The sequence below is a fragment of the Demequina capsici genome (assembly GCF_032102965.1).
Taxonomy (GTDB): domain Bacteria; phylum Actinomycetota; class Actinomycetes; order Actinomycetales; family Demequinaceae; genus Demequina; species Demequina capsici.
In genome coordinates, this window is record NZ_CP134880.1 from 2,730,082 (window position 1) to 2,746,475 (window position 16,394).

Below are 16,394 nucleotides of genomic sequence, written 5' to 3' on the forward strand. Positions count from 1 at the left end.
CAGGCCGTGTTGAGAAATCCGCTCCGACTGTCGTCTCAGGCGCGCGGAACGAGCGTGAGCAGCGTCGCCTCAGGGCGGCATGCGAATCGTACGGGCGCATACGGCGAATGCCCCAGCCCCGCGGAGACATGGAGCCAGGTGGACTCGCTGCCGGGCTCGTCCGGGCGCGCGCCCGGCCAACCGGACAGGCCCTTGACTCGGCCCGTGTCCAGGTCGCAGTTGGTGACCAGCGCACCGTACCCAGGGACGCAGACCTGCCCACCGTGGGTGTGACCGGCGAGGATCAGGTCGCATCCGTCGGTACGCAGATCGTCGAGCACGCGGGTGTACGGCGCATGCGTGACGCCGACGTGGAGCTCGGCATGGTCGGCTTCGGGCCTCGGCATCACGTCGCGGTTCAGGTGTGCGTCGTCCGTGCCCACGAGGCTGATGTCCCTGCCGCCGGCGTGCACGCGTCCGCGGGTGTTGGTGAGGTCCACCCATCCCGCCTCGCTGAGTGCGGCGCGCAGGCGCCCGTGCGGCAGCTCGACGCGGTCGTGGCGCACGCGCGACGGGCCCCCGAAGTACTGGAATGGGTTGAGCGGCTTGGGCGCGTAGTAGTCGTTGGAGCCGAAGACGAATGCTCCCGGCAGGGCGAGCAGCGGCGTCAGAGCCTCGAGCAGCGGGGGCACGGCGTCGACGTGTCCCAGGTTGTCGCCGGTGTCCACCACGAGGTCGGGTTCCAGGGTCGCCAGGTCGCGCACCCATGCGATGCGGTCGCGCTGGGTCGGAGTGAGGTGGATGTCGGAGACGTGCAGGACGGTGAGCGGGGTCGCCCCTGGCGCCAGCACGGGGACCTCCACCTGGCGCAGGACGTAGCGATGGGCCTCGATGAGGCCCCACGCGAGCGCTGCCGCGCCGGTGGCGGCGAGCGCGACGGTGCCGCGGCCGATCATGGCCGCGGCACCGCGCGAGGACGAGCCGTCACCCATCAGGTCACCCTGACTTAGGGGTGGACGTCGAACCGGGCGTGCTCGTGGAGCCCGTGCCGTTGTTGCCGTTGTTGTCCTTGGTCGTGTCATTGGTGAGCGGCCACCCCGCCGGCGGGTCGGTGGCGAAGGACGCCGGCGGCCACGTGGAGCCCCAGTAGTCGCTTGGAGCGACCGTCGGGTCCCATCCGGCGGGCCAGTTGTACCACCAGTCCGGCAGCTGGTCGGTCGCGAGGTAGTACGTGATCGTCGACCCTGGGAGCGCCTTCGAGTACGAACCGGGCGACTGCGCGGCGACCGTGCCCACGGAGTACATGGTCGAGTACACGGTGCTCGCCTCAGCCCTGAAGCCTGCCGCGGTGATCGCGGCCTTGGCCTGCGACTCGGTCATGCCGACCACCGACGGGACGCTCTGAGGCGTGCCGTACAGGATGTCGCTCGTCGGCGTCTGGATGAAGTCGATGTTCGGCTCGTTCGCGAGCGCTCGATCCATGTAGTGCTTCCACGTGGGAGCGGAGATCGTCCCACCATAGATCCACCCCTTGTAGTACGTGCCGTTCAATGTCAGATCGTGACCTGGCACATCGTGGTCGGGGTTGCCCAGCCAGACCGCGGTGGTGAGCTGCGGCGTGTAGCCGACGAACCACAGGTGGGAGTTGAGCTGCGACGTGCCGGTCTTGCCGGCGGCCTCGCGCCCGTTCGCGAGCTGCGCCTTCACACCTGATCCGTACTCGATGACCTTCGACATCGCGTACTGGACACCTACAGCGATGTCCTCAGAGATGACCCTGTTGCAGTCCTCGCCCGGAAGGGTGATCTCGTTGCCCTCGGAGTCCTTGGGGACCGCACCTGACGAGTCCGTGATCGACAGGATCGAGTACGGCTCGCAGTGCACGCCGTCGTTCGCGAACGTCTGCATGACCGAGGCCATGGTCAGCGGCGAGGCGTTCTGGGTGCCGAGGGTGATCGACGGCACATACTCGATGTCCTTGCCGTCCGCGCGGTGGAAGCCGAGGTTGTAGGCCATGTCGACCACATCGCAGAGGTCCAGCTGCGACGACATCGCGACGTACGCGGTGTTGACCGAGTTCGCGGTGGCGTTCAGCACCGACATGGTTCCGGCACCCTCACCGCCGGTGTTGGTCGGCTTCCAGGTGCCGCCTCCGACCAGGCTCGTACAGCTGTCCGGCCAGTCCGCGACCTTGTACTCCTTGATGTTGCCGCTGACGGTCTGCATGAGCGATCGCCCGGACTCGAGCCAGGTGGTGAGGATGATCGGTTTGAACGTCGACCCTGGAGAGAACCCTCGCGATCCGCCGTAGTCACGGTCGGTCGAGTAGTTCACGGAGGTCGAGTTCGGGGCCTCGGAGGTCGGGTCGAACTCTCTCGTCTGGCTCATCGCGAGGATCTGGCCAGTGGACGAGTCGAGCGACACGAGCGCCATCGCCCACCCGGATGGATCGTCGATGGGGAGCGACGCGCGCAGCTCCTCGTTCGCGATGGTCTGCTTGTCGACGTCGAGCGTCGTCACGATGTCGAGCCCACCGGTGTACAGAAGGTCGGTGCCCTCGCCGTTGAACGCCGGGTCCTGCTTGATGACCTTGGTGACGTAGTCGCAGAAGAACGGCGCCAGCTCGGACGCACGGCACGAGAACTTGGGGTACGTGACGTTCATGTAGTCCTCGAGAGGAGTGGCCACGTACTGGTCGAACTCGTCCTTGGTGATCATCCCTTGCTCGTACATCACGCCGAGCACGATGTTGCGACGGGTGATCGACTGCTCAGGATGCCGGACCGGGTCCCACTTGGTGGGGTTCTGGGTGATCCCTGCGATCGTCGCGGCCTCGAGGGCGTTCACCTCCGCCGCCGACTTGCCGAAGTAGTACTCCGCCGCCGCCTCGACGCCGTACGTGTTGGTGCCGAACTGCGCGATGTTGAGGTACTGCTGGAGGATCTCCTCCTTGCCGCAGTCCACCTGGGGATCGTCGGTGCAGTGGGTGCCGTACACCGAGTTGACCTTCTCCTCGTAGGCGAGGGCCAGCCTCCATTCGCGGATCTTGCGCTCGATGGTGGTCTCGGTAGCGGCCTTGATCGCCGCCTCATCGCCGGAGTCGATGGCCTTCTGCAGCAGCGTGTTCTTCACCAGCTGCTGGGTGATGGTCGAGCCTCCGACGGTGCTGCCGCCGCCACCGACATACGACACGGCGGCGCGCAGGATTCCCTGTCCGTCCACTCCGTTGTGCTCCCAGAAGCGCTGGTCCTCGACCGCGACGACCGCCTTCTGCAGCCATGGCGAGATGTCCTCGAGCGGCACGACCACGCGGTTCTGGGAGTAGAAGGTCGCGATCAGCGTGTTGCCGGTGCGGTCGTAGATGTTCGACTGCTGTGGAAGCGTGACCTGGGCCAGGTCGCCTGGCAGCTCCTCGAAGAGGTTCGAGGTGCCCTCGGCAGTGTTTCCCACGACCGTCACCGCTGGCAGAGCGAGGCCTGCGAGCAGGATTCCGCCGACCACGGACAGGACGACGAACGCGAGCAGCCCGCCGATGAGCTGCGCGAACGTCGCACGTCCGTCACGGCGCGCGCGTTCGGAGACGAAGAGACCCATGCACCAACCTTACGTTGCCGTCACAACGATCCAGAATCCCGTGAGGTTGCACGTGGATATAGGCTCGCATGCATGACGACGTGGGAATACTCGACGGTGCCGCTCATCGACCATGCGACCAAGCAGATCCTCGACCAGTGGGGCGAGGACGGCTGGGAGCTGGTCCAGGTGGTCACGGGACCCACAGGCGGGCTCGTCGCGTACATGAAGCGTCCGAAGGCCGGCGCATGAGCGCCACCCAGCGGCTCGCGTCGCTCGGCCTGACGCTCCCCGAGGTCGCGAACCCGGTCGGCACGTACGTCCCCGCGCTTCGGCACGGCGACCTCGTGTACACCTCGGGTCAGCTCCCCTTCGTCGACGGCGCGCTGCTCGCCACCGGTCATGTGGGACAGCGCGCGGACGACGTGTCGCCTGAGCGAGCCGCCGAGTGCGCCCGCGCGGCGGCTCTGAACGCGCTCGCCGCGGCCGCCCGCGCAGCAGGAGGTCTCGACTCGATCGTGTCCGTGGTCAAGGTCACGGGCTTCGTCTCGTCGGCCCCCGACTTCACCCAGCAGCCGGCCATCCTGAACGCCGCATCGGCGCTCATGGTCGACGTGTTCGGCGATGCCGGCCGCCACGCCAGGTCGGCCGTGGGCGTCGCGGCGCTGCCGTTGGGCGCACCGGTGGAGGTCGAGATCGTCGTGGCGGTGCGCCAGTAGCCCAGCCCCTAGGGGACGGCATCCGCGCCCGGCGCCCGGCGCCCGGCGCCCGCGCTGCCGCAGGGCCGCGGCTTCCGCGTGTCAGCGCGAACGTGCGCGCAGGCGCTCGGGCTCGTAGACCTCGACGGACCCGATGTGGACGTCGATCCAGCCGCGCGACGCGAAGTCCGCGAGCGCCTTGTTCACCGTCTCGCGCGACGCGCCGACGAGCTGCGCGAGCTCCTCCTGCGTCAGCCCGTGGCGCACCGTCACGTGACCGCGCTCCATGCGCCCGAAGCGGTGGCCGAGGTCGAGGATCGCCTTCGCCACACGACCTGGAACGTCCGAGAAGACGAGGTCGGCCATCGTGTTGGTGGTGCGCCGGATGCGCTGCGCGAGCGCGCGCAACAGATGACGAGACATGTCCAGGTGCTCGTCGAGCCAGGCGTCGAGCACCTCCTTCGGAAGCTCGTAGAGGACCGACTCCTCGACCACGTGAGCACGCGACAGCCGGGGTCCAGGGTCGAACACGGACAGTTCGCCGACCATGTCGCCGACCCCCATGAGGCCCAGAAGGTTCTCACGGCCGTCACGCGCGGTGCGAGCCAGTTTCACCTTGCCCCTGACCACGACGTACATGGCGTGACCCTCGGAACCCTCGGTGAAGATGGTCTCGCCCTTGGCGAACTCGCGGCGCGTCATCTGCTCGATCAGCGAGCGCGCGCTGGCGGTGTCCATGCCTCCGAACAGCGGTGACGAGCGCAGCAGCTGCTCCTCGCGCGGGTTGCGCCCGTTCTGGGGTGCCTCAGGCATAGCGGCGCTCCGCGACGTCACGTCGGTGTGCCTCGCCCATCGCCTTGACCATCAATGCCGTCACCGTCTCCAGGTTCTCTGCCACCCGTGCCTCGTAGGCCTCGAGCCGCATATCAAGCGTGTCCAACTCCTCGATGCTACCGGGCGCGACCGCTCCTCTCTCGGGCCACACCGCAGCGACCAGCTCTCGCGAGCTCGGAGCGTCGGCGGCGAGCGCCTCCCAGATGTCGTCGAGCTCGAGCGCCTCGGCGCCCCCCGGGCGTGCGAGCGCGGCGATGGTGAGCTCCCGGCGGGCCGCGATGAGACGCCGCCACCAGCGCACGCGTGCGAGCTCACGGCGGATGTCGCGTCGTCGCTGCCTCAGCTCGGCGATCCGCTCCGCAGACGGCATGGTGCTCACCGCACCCCCTTCGTGGACCTCAGGGCGGCTGGAGTGCGCCCGTCCTGACCACTCCTCTATCGGCCGTCGACCCTCGCGCCTTGAGGGTCGCCTAGGGTGGGGCCATGCCCCGCCGCACCCCGCTCACCGTGGCCGCCTCGCAGGACGCCGACCCGCCTGTGTCGCTCGTGCGGCGTGCACGCGCGATCAACCGCGCGCTCGCCGACGCGTACCCCGACGCGCGCTGCGAGCTGGACTACGGCACGCCCTTCCAGCTGCTCGCGGCGACGGTGCTGTCGGCCCAGTGCACCGATGTGCGCGTCAACCAGGTGACGCCCGCGCTCTTCGCGCGCTTCCCCGACGCGGCGGCGATGGCGAGCGCGGACCGTCACGAGCTGGAGGAGCTGATCAGGTCCACCGGCTTCTACCGCGCGAAGGCGGAGTCCCTGCTGGGGCTCAGCCGGGACATCGTCGAGAAGCACGACGGCGAGGTCCCAGGCCGGCTGAAGGACCTGGTGACGCTGCGCGGCGTCGGCCGGAAGACGGCGAACGTGGTGCTGGGCAATGCGTTCGACGTGCCCGGCATCACGGTGGACACCCACATGGGCCGGTTGGCCCGCAGGCTGGGCCTGACGGTGAACGACGATCCCGTGGCTGTCGAGCGCGACCTGATGGCGTTGATCGAGCGGCGCGAGTGGACCCTGTGGTCGCACCGGATCATCTTCCATGGACGACGCAGGTGCACCGCGCGCAAGCCCGACTGCGGATCGTGCGAGGTCGCCGCGCTGTGTCCGTCGGCGCCGGGAGCTGCGGTCCGCGCACCGCGGGCGTGAGCCGGCGGACGACCGTCACGCGACTGCCGGCGGGCTGCGGCTAGTGCGCGTCGTCCTTCTCAGGTCGAGGCGCGACGGTGCCGCCGATCATGCGCGCCAGCTCGTGGGCGTCTCCCATGCGGTCATGGCCGACGACAGGGTTCGACCGTGACTCGTACAGGCGCCGGTAGAACCGGTCGCGCCAGAAGAGCATCGAGGCGCCGATGATCGCCGCGAGGATCGAGGCGGCGAGCACGGCCATCTTCACCTCGGCCACCCGCTCGTCGCTGAAGGCCAGGTCGCCGATCAGCAGCGAGACCGTGAAGCCGATGCCTGCGAGGAATGCCATCCCGAGCACGTCGAGCCAGTTGAGGCCCCGATCGAGGTTCGCCTTCGTGAAGGTGGCGACGAGCCAGGTCGCCAGCACGATGCCCAGAGGCTTGCCGATGACGAGGCCGATGACGACGCCCTGGGCGACGGGGTCGGACACGGCGGTCGAGATCGCTTCGCTGGAGATGGCGATGCCTGCGGCGAACAGCGCGAACACCGGCACCGCGAAGCCTGCCGACACGGGACGCCACTTGTGCTCCCAGTGCTCCGCGAGCGCGTGCTTCTCTCCCTTGCGCCTGATCGCGGGGACCACCATGCCGAGCGCGACGCCGGCGATCGTGGCGTGGATGCCGGACGCGTGCATGAACGCCCACGCGGCCACCGCGAGCGGCACCATCAGCCACCACGGGGTGATCCGCTTGGCTGCGAGGAGCCCGAACACGGCGATGCACACGACGGACGCCGCGAGCCACAGGAAGTTGATCTGGTCCGTGAAGAACACGGCGATGATGATGATCGCGAGCAGGTCGTCGACCACGGCGAGGGTGAGAAGGAACGCGCGGAGCGCATTCGGCAGCCACTTGCCGACCACGGAGAGCACCGCCACGGCGAACGCGATGTCGGTGGCCGTCGGCACCGCCCAGCCCTCCGGGGACCCGCCGTCCTGGAGGTTCACGACCGTGTACAGGATGGCCGGCATCGCCATGCCGCCGACGGCGGCGACGATCGGAACGATCGCGGTGGCGGGACGACGCAGCTCGCCGGCGACGATCTCACGCTTGAGCTCGAGCCCCACGACGAAGAAGAAGATGGCCAGGAGGCCGTCCTTCGCCCAGTCCTCGACGGACAGGTCGAGGTGGAGCGCATGCGGGCCGATCTGGAACGACTTCAGCGCCTCGTACGAATCGGCCCACGCCGAGTTCGCCCAGATCAACGCGGCGACGGTTCCGACCAGCAGAAGGATGCCGCCCGCACGCTCGGTCCGAAGGATGTCGGACAGAGTCCTCTCCGTCGACGGCGTCAGCCGGGAGAAGAGGCGTGTGGGCTTGTCGGGCATTCAGTCTCCTCGGGCGGGGAGGGCGGGGAACTGCGTCCAGACTACCCAGCGGCTCCCAGGACCGACGTCCTGCTCGAGGATGATCGCGAGGCTCTGCGCGCCCCGCTCGGGCTCACGCGGACGCGCTGCCTGACTTCTCTGCGGGCTGCGGTGCGGGCGGGTCGAAGCGGTACCCGACGTTGCGCACCGTGCCGATCAGCTGCTCGTGCTCCGAGCCGAGCTTCGCGCGCAGGCGGCGGACGTGGACGTCCACCGTGCGTGTGCCGCCGTAGTAGTCGAATCCCCACACCTCCTGAAGCAGCTGGTCGCGCGTGTAGACGCGTCCCGGATGCTGCATGAGGTACTTGAGGAGCTCGAACTCCTTGTAGGTCAGGTCCAGCGGGACGCCCTTGAGCCTGGCGGTGTAGCCGCCCACGTCCACCGTGAGGTCGCCGGAGGAGAACTCCGCGGCCTTCTCCAGCGGGTCCTGAGCACTCGCCCGGCCCATGAGCAGCCGGATGCGGGCCTCGACCTCCGCGGGCGAGGCGTCGGCGAGGACCACGTCGTCGGCACCCCATTCGCTCGTGACGATCGACATGCCTCCGTCACGAAGCACCAGCAGCAGAGGGACGGTCACCCCGGTGACCTGGACGAGCTTGCAGTTGTTGCGCGCCTCGGCAAGGTCGTTGCGGGCGTCGACCACGAGCACGTCGGCGTCCATCGCGTCGAGCATGGCCGCCGGCTCGGGCTCCACGACACGGGTCCGATGGCTGAGCAAGGAGAGCGCGGGCAGGACGGCTCCGGCCCCGTCGCCTGACGGGGTGAGCACAAGCAGGTCTGCCATCGCCACCTCCTGGTTGGCTTTACTGTAGCGGCGCAGCCCGTGACACACTAACCACCATGGCTCCGACCTCCCGCGCGTCGATGACTGCCGTCGCCGCAGCGGTGGTGGCAGGCTCCGGCTATCTGGGCGCCCGCTACCTGGCGCTCGCGATCCTGGTACTCGCCGTGTCGATGGGCATCGGCTGGTCCCATCTGGTCCACATGGGTCGACAGTGGACGACGACGGCGATCGTCGGCGGAGGCGGCGCGCTCGCGATCGTGGCGGTCGCGATCGGGCGCACCGAGCCGTACCTGCGCTACATCGTGATCGCGCTCGCAGCCATCACGGTCGCAGCCCTGATCGCCGAGGTGTTCCTGCCCTCCCCCCGCGGACATGTGCTCAACGCGGTCGCGGGCACTGCTGCGGGCGGAGCGATCGCGACCGCCGGATCGGCGTGGATCGCGGCGATCCGCACCCCTGGGTCCGAGGACCTGGTGGTCGCGGGCGCGATCACGCTCGCGATGGCGGCCGTGTTCTCGTCGGCGACGCGGCGACCCGGGGTGAACGTGGCGCTCACGTTCCTCCTGGGCGCGGGCGCGGGCGCGGGGATGGGCTTCGTCTTCACCTCGCTGAGCTGGTACGGGGGCATCCTCGTGGGGCTCCTCACCGGTGCGTCCGTGGTGCTCATGAGCGAGCTGTACCGACGTGAGCCGCGACCCCGCACCAGGTGGGCGGGAATGTCGTCGGCCATCGCGCCTGTTCTTATCGCCGGCGTGCTCGTCTACCTCGCGGGGCGCCTGCTCATCGGCTGACGGAGGTCCCTCCTTGCTTATCCGCATCGTCATCGTGGTCGCGCTGCTCGCGGTCGCGTCCCTCGCCTACTGGTGGTGGTCGCGCCGTCAGGGCCGCGTGACCCGAGTGGAGATCCCCGGCGCGCTCACGCCTGCCGTCCTGGGTGCACCACGCGGCTACCGCGCCACCTTCGTGCAGTTCTCGACCCCCGTCTGCGCCAAGTGCCCTCCCACCCGCACCCTGCTCCAGCGCGTCGCCGCCGAGTACGAGGGCGTGAGCCACGTCGAGATCGACGCGTCCGAACGGCTGGACCTGGCGCGCGAGCTCGACATCATGCGCACCCCCACGACCCTGGTCCTCGACACGAACGGCGTGGTCGTCGCCCGCATGTCCGGTGCTCCCACCGAGGCGCAGGCACGCGAGGCCATCGAGACGACGCCCGCGGGCGGCACCGAGTACGCGATCTGATCGGGCACGGGCCCTGCCCGGTCCTGATACCTGCCAGGGCATGACGCTCCGGCGGTCCATCCACGTAGAATCCCCGCAGCCGCCACCAAGGCGCGCGGCATCCCCACCCCCAAGGAGCTCCCCATGGCCAAGGACATCCGCATCGACCCACGCGGGCCGCGGTTCGGCGCAGCCGTCACGCTCGTGTTCGCAGTCGCCGCGCTGGTCGTCGGCGCCAACAACGTCGGGCTGGTGCTGTCCTTCCTCCTGGCAGCGCTGTTCCTGCCCGGCGCGATCGTCGGCCCCCAGGCGACCGCGCAGTCCGCCATGTTCGCCAGGTGGGTACGGCCTCGGCTCGCTCCTCCCACGGAGACCGAGTCGTTCCGCGCACCGCGTTTCGCGCAGCAGGTGGGCATGGCGTTCGCGGTGCTGGCGATCCTCTTCCTCGCGCTGAACGTGGTGGTCGGCTACTTCATCGCGATCGGCTTCATCGTGCTCGCGTCGTTCCTGAACTCGGTCTTCGACTTCTGCATGGGCTGCGAGGTCTACCTGCTCGCGACCCGCGCCACCCGCCGGGCGTGACCGTCACGGCTCGAACCGAGGCGGGGCTTTCGTCCTAGGATGGGCGCATGACAGCACTGGGGCTCACCTACACCATCCTCGCTGTGCTCGGCTTCGCCGCCACCGCCTGGATCGTCGGCATCGTCGTCCTGCACCTCCTGAAGGACGGAGCGCGGTGACGTTCGTCCTTCCCGACGGCTTGGCGCCAGAGGTCTACCCGCTCGCGTGGCTCGTGGGCGAGTGGGAGGGCTCCGGCGAGCTCTCATACCCCGGCGTGCCGGCGTCCGCGTTCCGGCAGCGCGTGTCCTTCGACCATGATGGAGGGCCGTACCTCACGTACTCGTCGACCATCACCTTGATGGGGCCCGACGGCGAGGAGGGCCAGGTCTGGCAGGTCGAGTCCGGCTTCTGGCGGGTCGCGCCCGCCGTGCCCGAGGGCGTCGAGCTGCAGGACTTCCAGCACCCGCTCGAGGTGATCATGACCGAGGCCTCCGGCGTGCTGTCCGCCTACTTCGGCGCGGTCGGCAACGGCCGCGTGGACCTCGCGACGCGCTTCGTCGCCTCCACCGAGAGCGGCCCCGAGGTCCGCGGAGCGACCCGCATGTACGGCAACGTGCAGGGCGAGCTCATGTGGGCGTGGGACCTCGCGGCGTTCGGTCACGAGCTGCAGTCCTACGTCGCCGCGCGCATGAACCGCGTCGACGCGGAATCGCCCGCGGCCCCCTAGACGTTCCTGTCCCATGAGCACCCTCACCGCCAGTCCCCTGCTGAGCCGCCACGGCGCCGTCGAGGCGACCGGGCTGGACGCCGGAGTCGCCTGGCACTACGGAGATCCGACCGCCGAGCAGCGCGCCCTCGCGCAGGGTCGCGGCGTCGTCGACCAGTCGCACCTGGGGGTGGTGACCGTCACGGGACCCGACCGGCTGTCGTGGCTGAACTCCCTGTCCACGCAGGAGGTCGCGGCGCTCACACCCGGGGCGTCCACCGAGCTCATGATCCTCAGTCCCCAAGGCCGGATCGAGCACGTGGCCGCCGCCGTGGACGACGGCGCGACCACCTGGCTAATCACCGAGACCGCCGAAGGCCTCGCCACGTTCCTGGACCGCATGCGCTTCATGCTGCGCGTGGACGTGGCCGACGTCACGGCCGACTGGGCCGCGCTGGGCGAGGCGGTGCGCGCACCCGCGGCCAGCGGCGAGCCGGTGACCTGGGTGGACCCCTGGCCCGACGTCGTCGCCGGCGGCACCACCTACGCCGCGTCCACCGACTCCCACCCGGGAGCCCTGCGTCCGTGGCGTCTGGTGCTCGTGCCTCGTCCCGACCTGGACAAGGAGGTCGACGAGCGGCTCGAGTCAGGCTGGATCCTCGCCGGCACCTGGGCCGCGGAGGCGCTACGCATCGAGGCGTACAGGCCTCGCGCCGCCGCCGAGGTGGACGCCACCACGCTCCCTCACGAGCTCGACTGGCTGCGCACGGCCGTGCATCTGCACAAGGGCTGCTACCGCGGGCAGGAGACCGTCGCCAAGGTGCACAACGTCGGCCGCCCGCCTCGTCGTCTGACGATGCTGCACCTGGACGGGTCCGCGCACTCCCTGCCCGAGCCCGGCGCCTCGGTGCGACTGGGGCTCGAGGACGACGCCCCCGTCGCCGGCCATGTCACCTCCGTCGCGAGGCACCACGAGCTGGGCCCCATCGCGCTCGCGGTGCTCAAGCGGTCCACCGACCCGTCGGCCACCCTCATCGTCCCGTCAGACGGTGGTGCGCTCAGCGCCTCGCAGGAGCTCATCGTGAACGCCGACGGCTTCAGCGCCGACCGACCGCCCACGGTCGGCCCCACCATGAAGGGCCTGCTGATGGGAAAGGGGTGCGCCGCCGACGGCGGCGACATGCCCGCCTGACCCCCGCCGAGGCGCTGACCGGCTCGGTCACGTAGCCTGGACGGAACACACGTCTCAGGGGGAACCGTGACCACCGCCTTCATGATCATCCTGCTGCTCGGCGTGAGCGCGCTGCTCGTCGCGCGACTCCTCTTCAAGGACGCCGCCGACGGCGTGGCATATGCAGTGTTCACGGTCGCGTTCCTGGCGGCGAGCGCCACCGAGCACGGCTGGCAGCGGTGGGCCTCGATCGGCGTCGCGGTGCTGCACGCGCTGTGGTTCGCGAACTGGCTGCGCAAGAGGAGCGCCGCCTCGAAGCGCGACGCTCTCGACGCCGCGCACGCGTCGATGTCCTGACCGCACGCCGCTCTCGCCCCATCGAGGCTGCACGCCGGGCATTCCGCCTCCGCCCCGCCCTGCGCTACCGTGGTCGCGTCGTGTCGCCGGTCGTCTGAGGAGTCCTCCTTGTTCTCGTCGCTGCAGAACCTCGTGATCCTGGTCCTGTCGGTCGCCGCTCTCGTCGGGTCCGTCTGGGGTCTGATCGACGCTGCGAAGTACTCGAACGAGGCCTACGTCGCGGCGGGCAAGCAGACCAAGACGATCTGGCTCGTGATCCTCGGCGTCGCCGCGCTCATCGCGTTCATCTCCATGCCGTACCCGCTCGGCGGAGGCGGCGGGATCGTCGGCTTCCTGGGCCTGCTCTCGATCGTCGCCGTGATCGTGTACTTCGTGGAGGTGCGCGTGAAGGTCGCGCCGCATCATCGCCCGGGAGCGGGACCCAAGCGCGGCACGTGGTGAGCCTGGCGCCCAGGGCAGCCGCCCGTCGGGCCGTGCGCTCGCTCGCCTCGCCCGCATCCAGGACCGCCTGATGCGTGCCGTCCTCCAGCGGGCGTCCCGCGCCTGCGTCACCGTCGACGGGACGGTCACCGCATCCTTCGATCGCCAGGGCATCGTCGCGCTCGTGGGCGTCACCCATGACGACGGCAAGGAGCAGGTCGAGCTGATCGCTCGGAAGATCGCGGATCTTCGCATCCTCAACGACGAACGGTCCGTCCTCGATGAGGGTGCGCCCGTCATCGTCGTCAGCCAGTTCACGCTTTACGCGGACACCCGCAAGGGCCGGCGCCCCACATGGAACCAGGCTGCGCCAGGGCCTGTGGCCGAGCCCCTGGTCGACGCCGTGGTCGAGGCGTTGCGCGACCGTGGGTTGACCGTGGGCACAGGGATCTTCGGCGCCGACATGAAGGTGGAGCTCGTCAACGACGGGCCGATCACCATCGTCCTGGAGGCGTGAGCCTCCCCCGTCGTGCGACGAGCCAGGGCACTGGCGTTTCGTCCGGGTGACGTCCACGCGTCGTCCGCCTGGGAAGTCGCACCCCGTGTTTCCTGCCGGTGAACACCTTCACGCCCCTGGCGAACATGGGCATTCGCAGACCCTCCCGCTGGTTAGCCTGGAAGCGCACCGGGGCCTGCCCCGTCGCAGTCCACCCCTCGCCACGGCGGGAGGGGCGGCAACACCCGGCCTCGGCCGGACGACTCTTGGGAGGTACAGATGTTCGAGCGGTTCACCGATCGGGCCCGTCGCGTCGTGGTGCTTGCGCAGGAAGAGGCGCGCATGCTCAACCACAACTACATCGGGACGGAGCACATCCTGCTCGGCCTCGTCCGCGAGGGCGAAGGCGTCGCCGCCAAGGCCCTTGAGGCCATGGACATCTCCCTCAACGGCGTCCGCGAGCAGGTGCAGGAGATCATCGGCGAGGGCTCGCACGCCCCCTCCGGTCACATCCCGTTCACCCCGCGCGCCAAGAAGGTGCTCGAGCTGTCGCTGCGCGAGGCGCTGCAGCTGGGCCACAACTACATCGGCACGGAGCACATCCTGCTCGGCCTGATCCGTGAGGGCGAGGGCGTCGCGGCCCAGGTGCTCGGCAAGCTCGGCGCAGACCTGGGCGGAGTGCGCCAGCAGGTCATCCAGCTGCTCTCGGGCTACGAGGGCAAGGAGCCCGCCGCCGCGGGCGCCGGCAGTGGACCGGCCGAGGGCACCCCCGCCGGCTCCACCGTTCTCGACCAGTTCGGCCGCAACTACACGCAGGCCGCGCGCGAAGGCAAGCTCGACCCGGTCATCGGCCGCGAGCTCATCCAGGAGCGCGTCATGCAGGTGCTGTCGCGCCGCACCAAGAACAACCCCGTCCTCATCGGCGAGCCCGGCGTCGGCAAGACCGCCGTCGTCGAGGGCCTCGCCCAGGCGATCGTCCGAGGCGACGTGCCCGAGACGCTGAAGGACAAGCACCTCTACACGCTGGACCTCGGATCCCTGGTCGCGGGCTCCCGCTACCGCGGTGACTTCGAGGAGCGCCTCAAGAAGGTCCTCAAGGAGATCCGCACCCGCGGCGACATCATCCTGTTCATCGACGAGATCCACACCCTGGTGGGTGCGGGCGCCGCCGAGGGCGCGATCGATGCCGCCTCGATCCTCAAGCCCATGCTGGCCCGCGGCGAGCTGCAGACCATCGGCGCCACCACGCTCGACGAGTACCGCAAGCACGTCGAGAAGGACCCCGCGCTCGAGCGCCGCTTCCAGCCCATCCAGGTGCCCGAGCCGGAGCTCAGCCACGCCATCGAGATCCTCAAGGGCCTCCGCGACCGCTACGAGGCGTTCCACCGCGTCACCATCACGGACGACGCGATCGTCGCCGCCGCGCAGATGGCCGACCGCTACATCTCCGACCGCTTCCTGCCGGACAAGGCGATCGACCTCATCGACGAGGCAGGCGCACGCCTGCGCATCCGTCGCATGACCTCGCCGCCCGAGCTGCGTGACCTGGACGAGAAGATCGCCAACGTCCGCCGCGACAAGGAGTCCGCGATCGACGAGCAGGACTTCGAGAAGGCCGCGTCGCTGCGCGACGTGGAGCGTCGTCTCACCGAGGAGCGCTCCACGAAGGAGGAGGCCTGGAAGTCGGGCGACCTCGACGTGGCCGCCGTCGTGGACGAGGACCTGATCGCCGAGGTGCTGTCGATGTCCACCGGCGTGCCGGTGACACGCGTCAGCTCCGACGAGTCCGGACGCCTGCTGCGCATGGAGGAGGAGCTGCACAAGCGCATCATCGGTCAGGACCAGGCCGTCAAGGTGCTGTCGCAGTCGATCCGCCGTACCCGTGCCGGCCTCAAGGACCCGAAGCGCCCTGGAGGCTCGTTCATCTTCGCCGGCCCCACCGGCGTCGGAAAGACCGAGCTCGCCAAGGCGCTCGCCGAGTTCCTGTTCGGCGACGAGGACTCGCTGATCTCGCTCGACATGTCCGAGTACGGCGAGAAGCACACGGTCGCCCGACTGTTCGGTGCGCCTCCCGGCTACGTCGGCTTCGAGGAGGGCGGCCAGCTCACCGAGAAGGTGCGCCGCAAGCCGTTCTCCGTCGTCCTGTTCGACGAGGTCGAGAAGGCCCACCCGGACATCTTCAACTCGCTGCTGCAGATCCTTGAGGACGGCAAGCTGACCGACGCCCAGGGCCGTGAGGTGAACTTCAAGAACACCATCATCATCATGACCACCAACCTGGGCGCTGACGCGATCTCGCGTCGCCAGGCCACCGGCTTCTCCGTCCAGCGCGAGGGCGGCCAGACGTACGAGGAGATGACAAGCCTGGTCAACACCAAGCTCAAGGAGCACTTCCGCCCCGAGTTCCTCAACCGCGTGGACAACGTGGTGGTCTTCCCGCAGCTCACGCAGGACGAGATCATCCACATCGTCGACCTCATGATCGCCCGCTTGGACGACCGCATGAAGGACAAGGACATGGGCATCGAGCTCACGCCTGCAGCCAAGGCGCTGCTGGCGGACAAGGGCTACGACCCCGTCCTCGGCGCCCGTCCGCTGCGCCGCGCGATCCAGCGCGACATCGAGGACCCGCTGTCGGAGAAGATCCTCTTCGGCGAGGTCACCGCGGGGCAGATCGTGCGGGTGGACGTGAAGGGCGAGGGTCCGCTCGCGGAGTTCACGTTCGAAGGCCTCGACAAGGACGACGTCACGGGTGCCCCGGTGGCGATCGACCCGGTGGTGGCTGCCACGTCGGCCGCGGCCGACGCCCCCGAGGGCGGCGCAGCCTCCGCCTGACCTGAACCGCAGACAAGGCCCCGGCCCCGCAAGGGACCGGGGCCTTCGTCGTACCCCGGGGTTGGCGCCGCCACGCCCCTCGCGCGCCGCGCGGGCCCCCCCGCGCGCCCCCCGCGCACCGCTCCCCGTGCGCGCCCCCGCGCGCCGCCGTCGCCTGAAGTGGCAC

At 69.5% G+C, this 16,394-nt stretch carries 18 protein-coding genes; 12 read left to right on the plus strand and 6 right to left on the minus strand.

What is annotated here, in order from left to right:
- Positions 1-35: 35 nt before the first annotated feature.
- Together RN607_RS12985 and RN607_RS12990 are read right to left on the minus strand one after the other, a co-directional pair.
- On the minus strand, positions 36-971 hold the full coding sequence (locus RN607_RS12985; protein WP_313543038.1) for a metallophosphoesterase: 936 nt from the start codon (positions 969-971) through the stop codon (positions 36-38).
- A gap of 4 nt (positions 972-975) precedes the next feature.
- Entirely contained in the window at positions 976-3,573 is a 2,598-nt protein-coding gene (locus RN607_RS12990; RefSeq protein ID WP_313543040.1) for a penicillin-binding protein, read from the minus strand.
- Positions 3,574-3,645: 72 nt separating this feature from the next.
- Here RN607_RS12990 and sp36 point away from each other — a divergent pair, with 72 nt between their 5' ends.
- Complete coding sequence (gene sp36 / locus RN607_RS12995; protein ID WP_313497836.1) at positions 3,646-3,804, plus strand: Sp36 family protein; 159 nt, start codon at positions 3,646-3,648, stop codon at positions 3,802-3,804.
- Positions 3,801-4,271, plus strand: a complete 471-nt coding sequence (locus RN607_RS13000) for a RidA family protein (protein WP_313497838.1) — start codon at positions 3,801-3,803, stop codon at positions 4,269-4,271. Before sp36 ends, RN607_RS13000 begins: the two co-directional genes overlap by 4 nt.
- Positions 4,272-4,352: 81 nt before the next feature.
- Here the strand turns inward: RN607_RS13000 and RN607_RS13005 are convergent, their stop codons facing one another.
- Positions 4,353-5,063 carry a Crp/Fnr family transcriptional regulator gene (locus RN607_RS13005; RefSeq protein ID WP_313497840.1) on the minus strand — a complete coding sequence of 237 codons (711 nt, stop codon included), beginning with the start codon at positions 5,061-5,063 and terminating at the stop codon, positions 4,353-4,355.
- Complete coding sequence (locus RN607_RS13010; protein WP_313497842.1) at positions 5,056-5,463, minus strand: hypothetical protein; 408 nt, start codon at positions 5,461-5,463, stop codon at positions 5,056-5,058. Before RN607_RS13010 ends, RN607_RS13005 begins: the two co-directional genes overlap by 8 nt.
- Positions 5,464-5,567: 104 nt before the next feature.
- Between RN607_RS13010 and nth the strand changes: the two genes are divergently transcribed.
- Complete coding sequence (nth, locus tag RN607_RS13015) at positions 5,568-6,275, plus strand: endonuclease III (protein ID WP_313543042.1); 708 nt, start codon at positions 5,568-5,570, stop codon at positions 6,273-6,275.
- 40 nt (positions 6,276-6,315) lie between these two features.
- Here nth and nhaA read toward each other — a convergent pair whose 3' ends face one another.
- Both nhaA and RN607_RS13025 read right to left on the minus strand, forming a co-directional pair.
- Positions 6,316-7,641: a Na+/H+ antiporter NhaA gene (gene nhaA, locus RN607_RS13020; protein WP_313543044.1), complete on the minus strand. Its 1,326-nt coding sequence runs from the start codon at positions 7,639-7,641 to the stop codon at positions 6,316-6,318.
- A gap of 112 nt (positions 7,642-7,753) precedes the next feature.
- Positions 7,754-8,464 (minus strand): winged helix-turn-helix domain-containing protein, encoded by a 711-nt coding sequence (locus tag RN607_RS13025; RefSeq protein WP_313497847.1) that lies wholly within the window; start codon positions 8,462-8,464, stop codon positions 7,754-7,756.
- A gap of 56 nt (positions 8,465-8,520) precedes the next feature.
- On the opposite strand from RN607_RS13025, the gene RN607_RS13030 reads away from it, so the two are divergent.
- From RN607_RS13030 to RN607_RS13070, 9 genes are all read left to right on the plus strand, one after another.
- Positions 8,521-9,255: a hypothetical protein gene (locus RN607_RS13030; RefSeq protein WP_313497849.1), complete on the plus strand. Its 735-nt coding sequence runs from the start codon at positions 8,521-8,523 to the stop codon at positions 9,253-9,255.
- Positions 9,256-9,268: 13 nt separating this feature from the next.
- A complete protein-coding gene (locus tag RN607_RS13035; RefSeq protein WP_313543045.1) occupies positions 9,269-9,703 on the plus strand; it encodes a thioredoxin family protein in 435 nt (144 codons plus the stop codon).
- Positions 9,704-9,826: 123 nt separating this feature from the next.
- Positions 9,827-10,264: a DUF4395 domain-containing protein gene (locus RN607_RS13040; RefSeq protein WP_313543047.1), complete on the plus strand. Its 438-nt coding sequence runs from the start codon at positions 9,827-9,829 to the stop codon at positions 10,262-10,264.
- Between the two features lie 154 nt (positions 10,265-10,418).
- Positions 10,419-10,970: a heme-binding beta-barrel domain-containing protein gene (locus RN607_RS13045; RefSeq protein WP_313497854.1), complete on the plus strand. Its 552-nt coding sequence runs from the start codon at positions 10,419-10,421 to the stop codon at positions 10,968-10,970.
- A gap of 13 nt (positions 10,971-10,983) precedes the next feature.
- Positions 10,984-12,141, plus strand: a complete 1,158-nt coding sequence (gene ygfZ, locus RN607_RS13050) for a CAF17-like 4Fe-4S cluster assembly/insertion protein YgfZ (RefSeq protein ID WP_313543049.1) — start codon at positions 10,984-10,986, stop codon at positions 12,139-12,141.
- A gap of 66 nt (positions 12,142-12,207) precedes the next feature.
- Positions 12,208-12,477, plus strand: a complete 270-nt coding sequence (locus tag RN607_RS13055) for a hypothetical protein (protein WP_313543051.1) — start codon at positions 12,208-12,210, stop codon at positions 12,475-12,477.
- A gap of 108 nt (positions 12,478-12,585) precedes the next feature.
- Positions 12,586-12,918, plus strand: coding sequence for a DUF2516 family protein (locus tag RN607_RS13060; RefSeq protein WP_313497859.1), 333 nt, complete (start codon positions 12,586-12,588; stop codon positions 12,916-12,918).
- A 70-nt stretch (positions 12,919-12,988) separates the two neighbouring features.
- Entirely contained in the window at positions 12,989-13,414 is a 426-nt protein-coding gene (gene dtd / locus RN607_RS13065) for a D-aminoacyl-tRNA deacylase (protein WP_313543053.1), read from the plus strand.
- A gap of 258 nt (positions 13,415-13,672) precedes the next feature.
- A complete protein-coding gene (locus RN607_RS13070) occupies positions 13,673-16,228 on the plus strand; it encodes an ATP-dependent Clp protease ATP-binding subunit (protein ID WP_313497875.1) in 2,556 nt (851 codons plus the stop codon).
- The last annotated feature ends 166 nt before the right edge of the window (positions 16,229-16,394 follow it).

Bases quoted from the DNA above. Each gene is read 5' to 3' on its own strand.
- RN607_RS13000 (WP_313497838.1), top strand. From the start codon at position 3,801: ATGAGCGCCACCCAGCGGCTCGCGTCGCTCGGCCTGACGCTCCCCGAG.
- RN607_RS12985 (WP_313543038.1), bottom strand. From the start codon at position 971: ATGGGTGACGGCTCGTCCTCGCGCGGTGCCGCGGCCATGATCGGCCGC.
- RN607_RS13070 (WP_313497875.1), top strand. From the start codon at position 13,673: ATGTTCGAGCGGTTCACCGATCGGGCCCGTCGCGTCGTGGTGCTTGCG.
- sp36 (WP_313497836.1), top strand. From the start codon at position 3,646: ATGACGACGTGGGAATACTCGACGGTGCCGCTCATCGACCATGCGACC.
- RN607_RS12990 (WP_313543040.1), bottom strand. From the start codon at position 3,573: ATGGGTCTCTTCGTCTCCGAACGCGCGCGCCGTGACGGACGTGCGACG.
- dtd (WP_313543053.1), top strand. From the start codon at position 12,989: ATGCGTGCCGTCCTCCAGCGGGCGTCCCGCGCCTGCGTCACCGTCGAC.
- RN607_RS13030 (WP_313497849.1), top strand. From the start codon at position 8,521: ATGGCTCCGACCTCCCGCGCGTCGATGACTGCCGTCGCCGCAGCGGTG.
- RN607_RS13005 (WP_313497840.1), bottom strand. From the start codon at position 5,063: ATGCCTGAGGCACCCCAGAACGGGCGCAACCCGCGCGAGGAGCAGCTG.
- nhaA (WP_313543044.1), bottom strand. From the start codon at position 7,641: ATGCCCGACAAGCCCACACGCCTCTTCTCCCGGCTGACGCCGTCGACG.
- RN607_RS13040 (WP_313543047.1), top strand. From the start codon at position 9,827: ATGGCCAAGGACATCCGCATCGACCCACGCGGGCCGCGGTTCGGCGCA.
- ygfZ (WP_313543049.1), top strand. From the start codon at position 10,984: ATGAGCACCCTCACCGCCAGTCCCCTGCTGAGCCGCCACGGCGCCGTC.
- RN607_RS13025 (WP_313497847.1), bottom strand. From the start codon at position 8,464: ATGGCAGACCTGCTTGTGCTCACCCCGTCAGGCGACGGGGCCGGAGCC.
- nth (WP_313543042.1), top strand. From the start codon at position 5,568: ATGCCCCGCCGCACCCCGCTCACCGTGGCCGCCTCGCAGGACGCCGAC.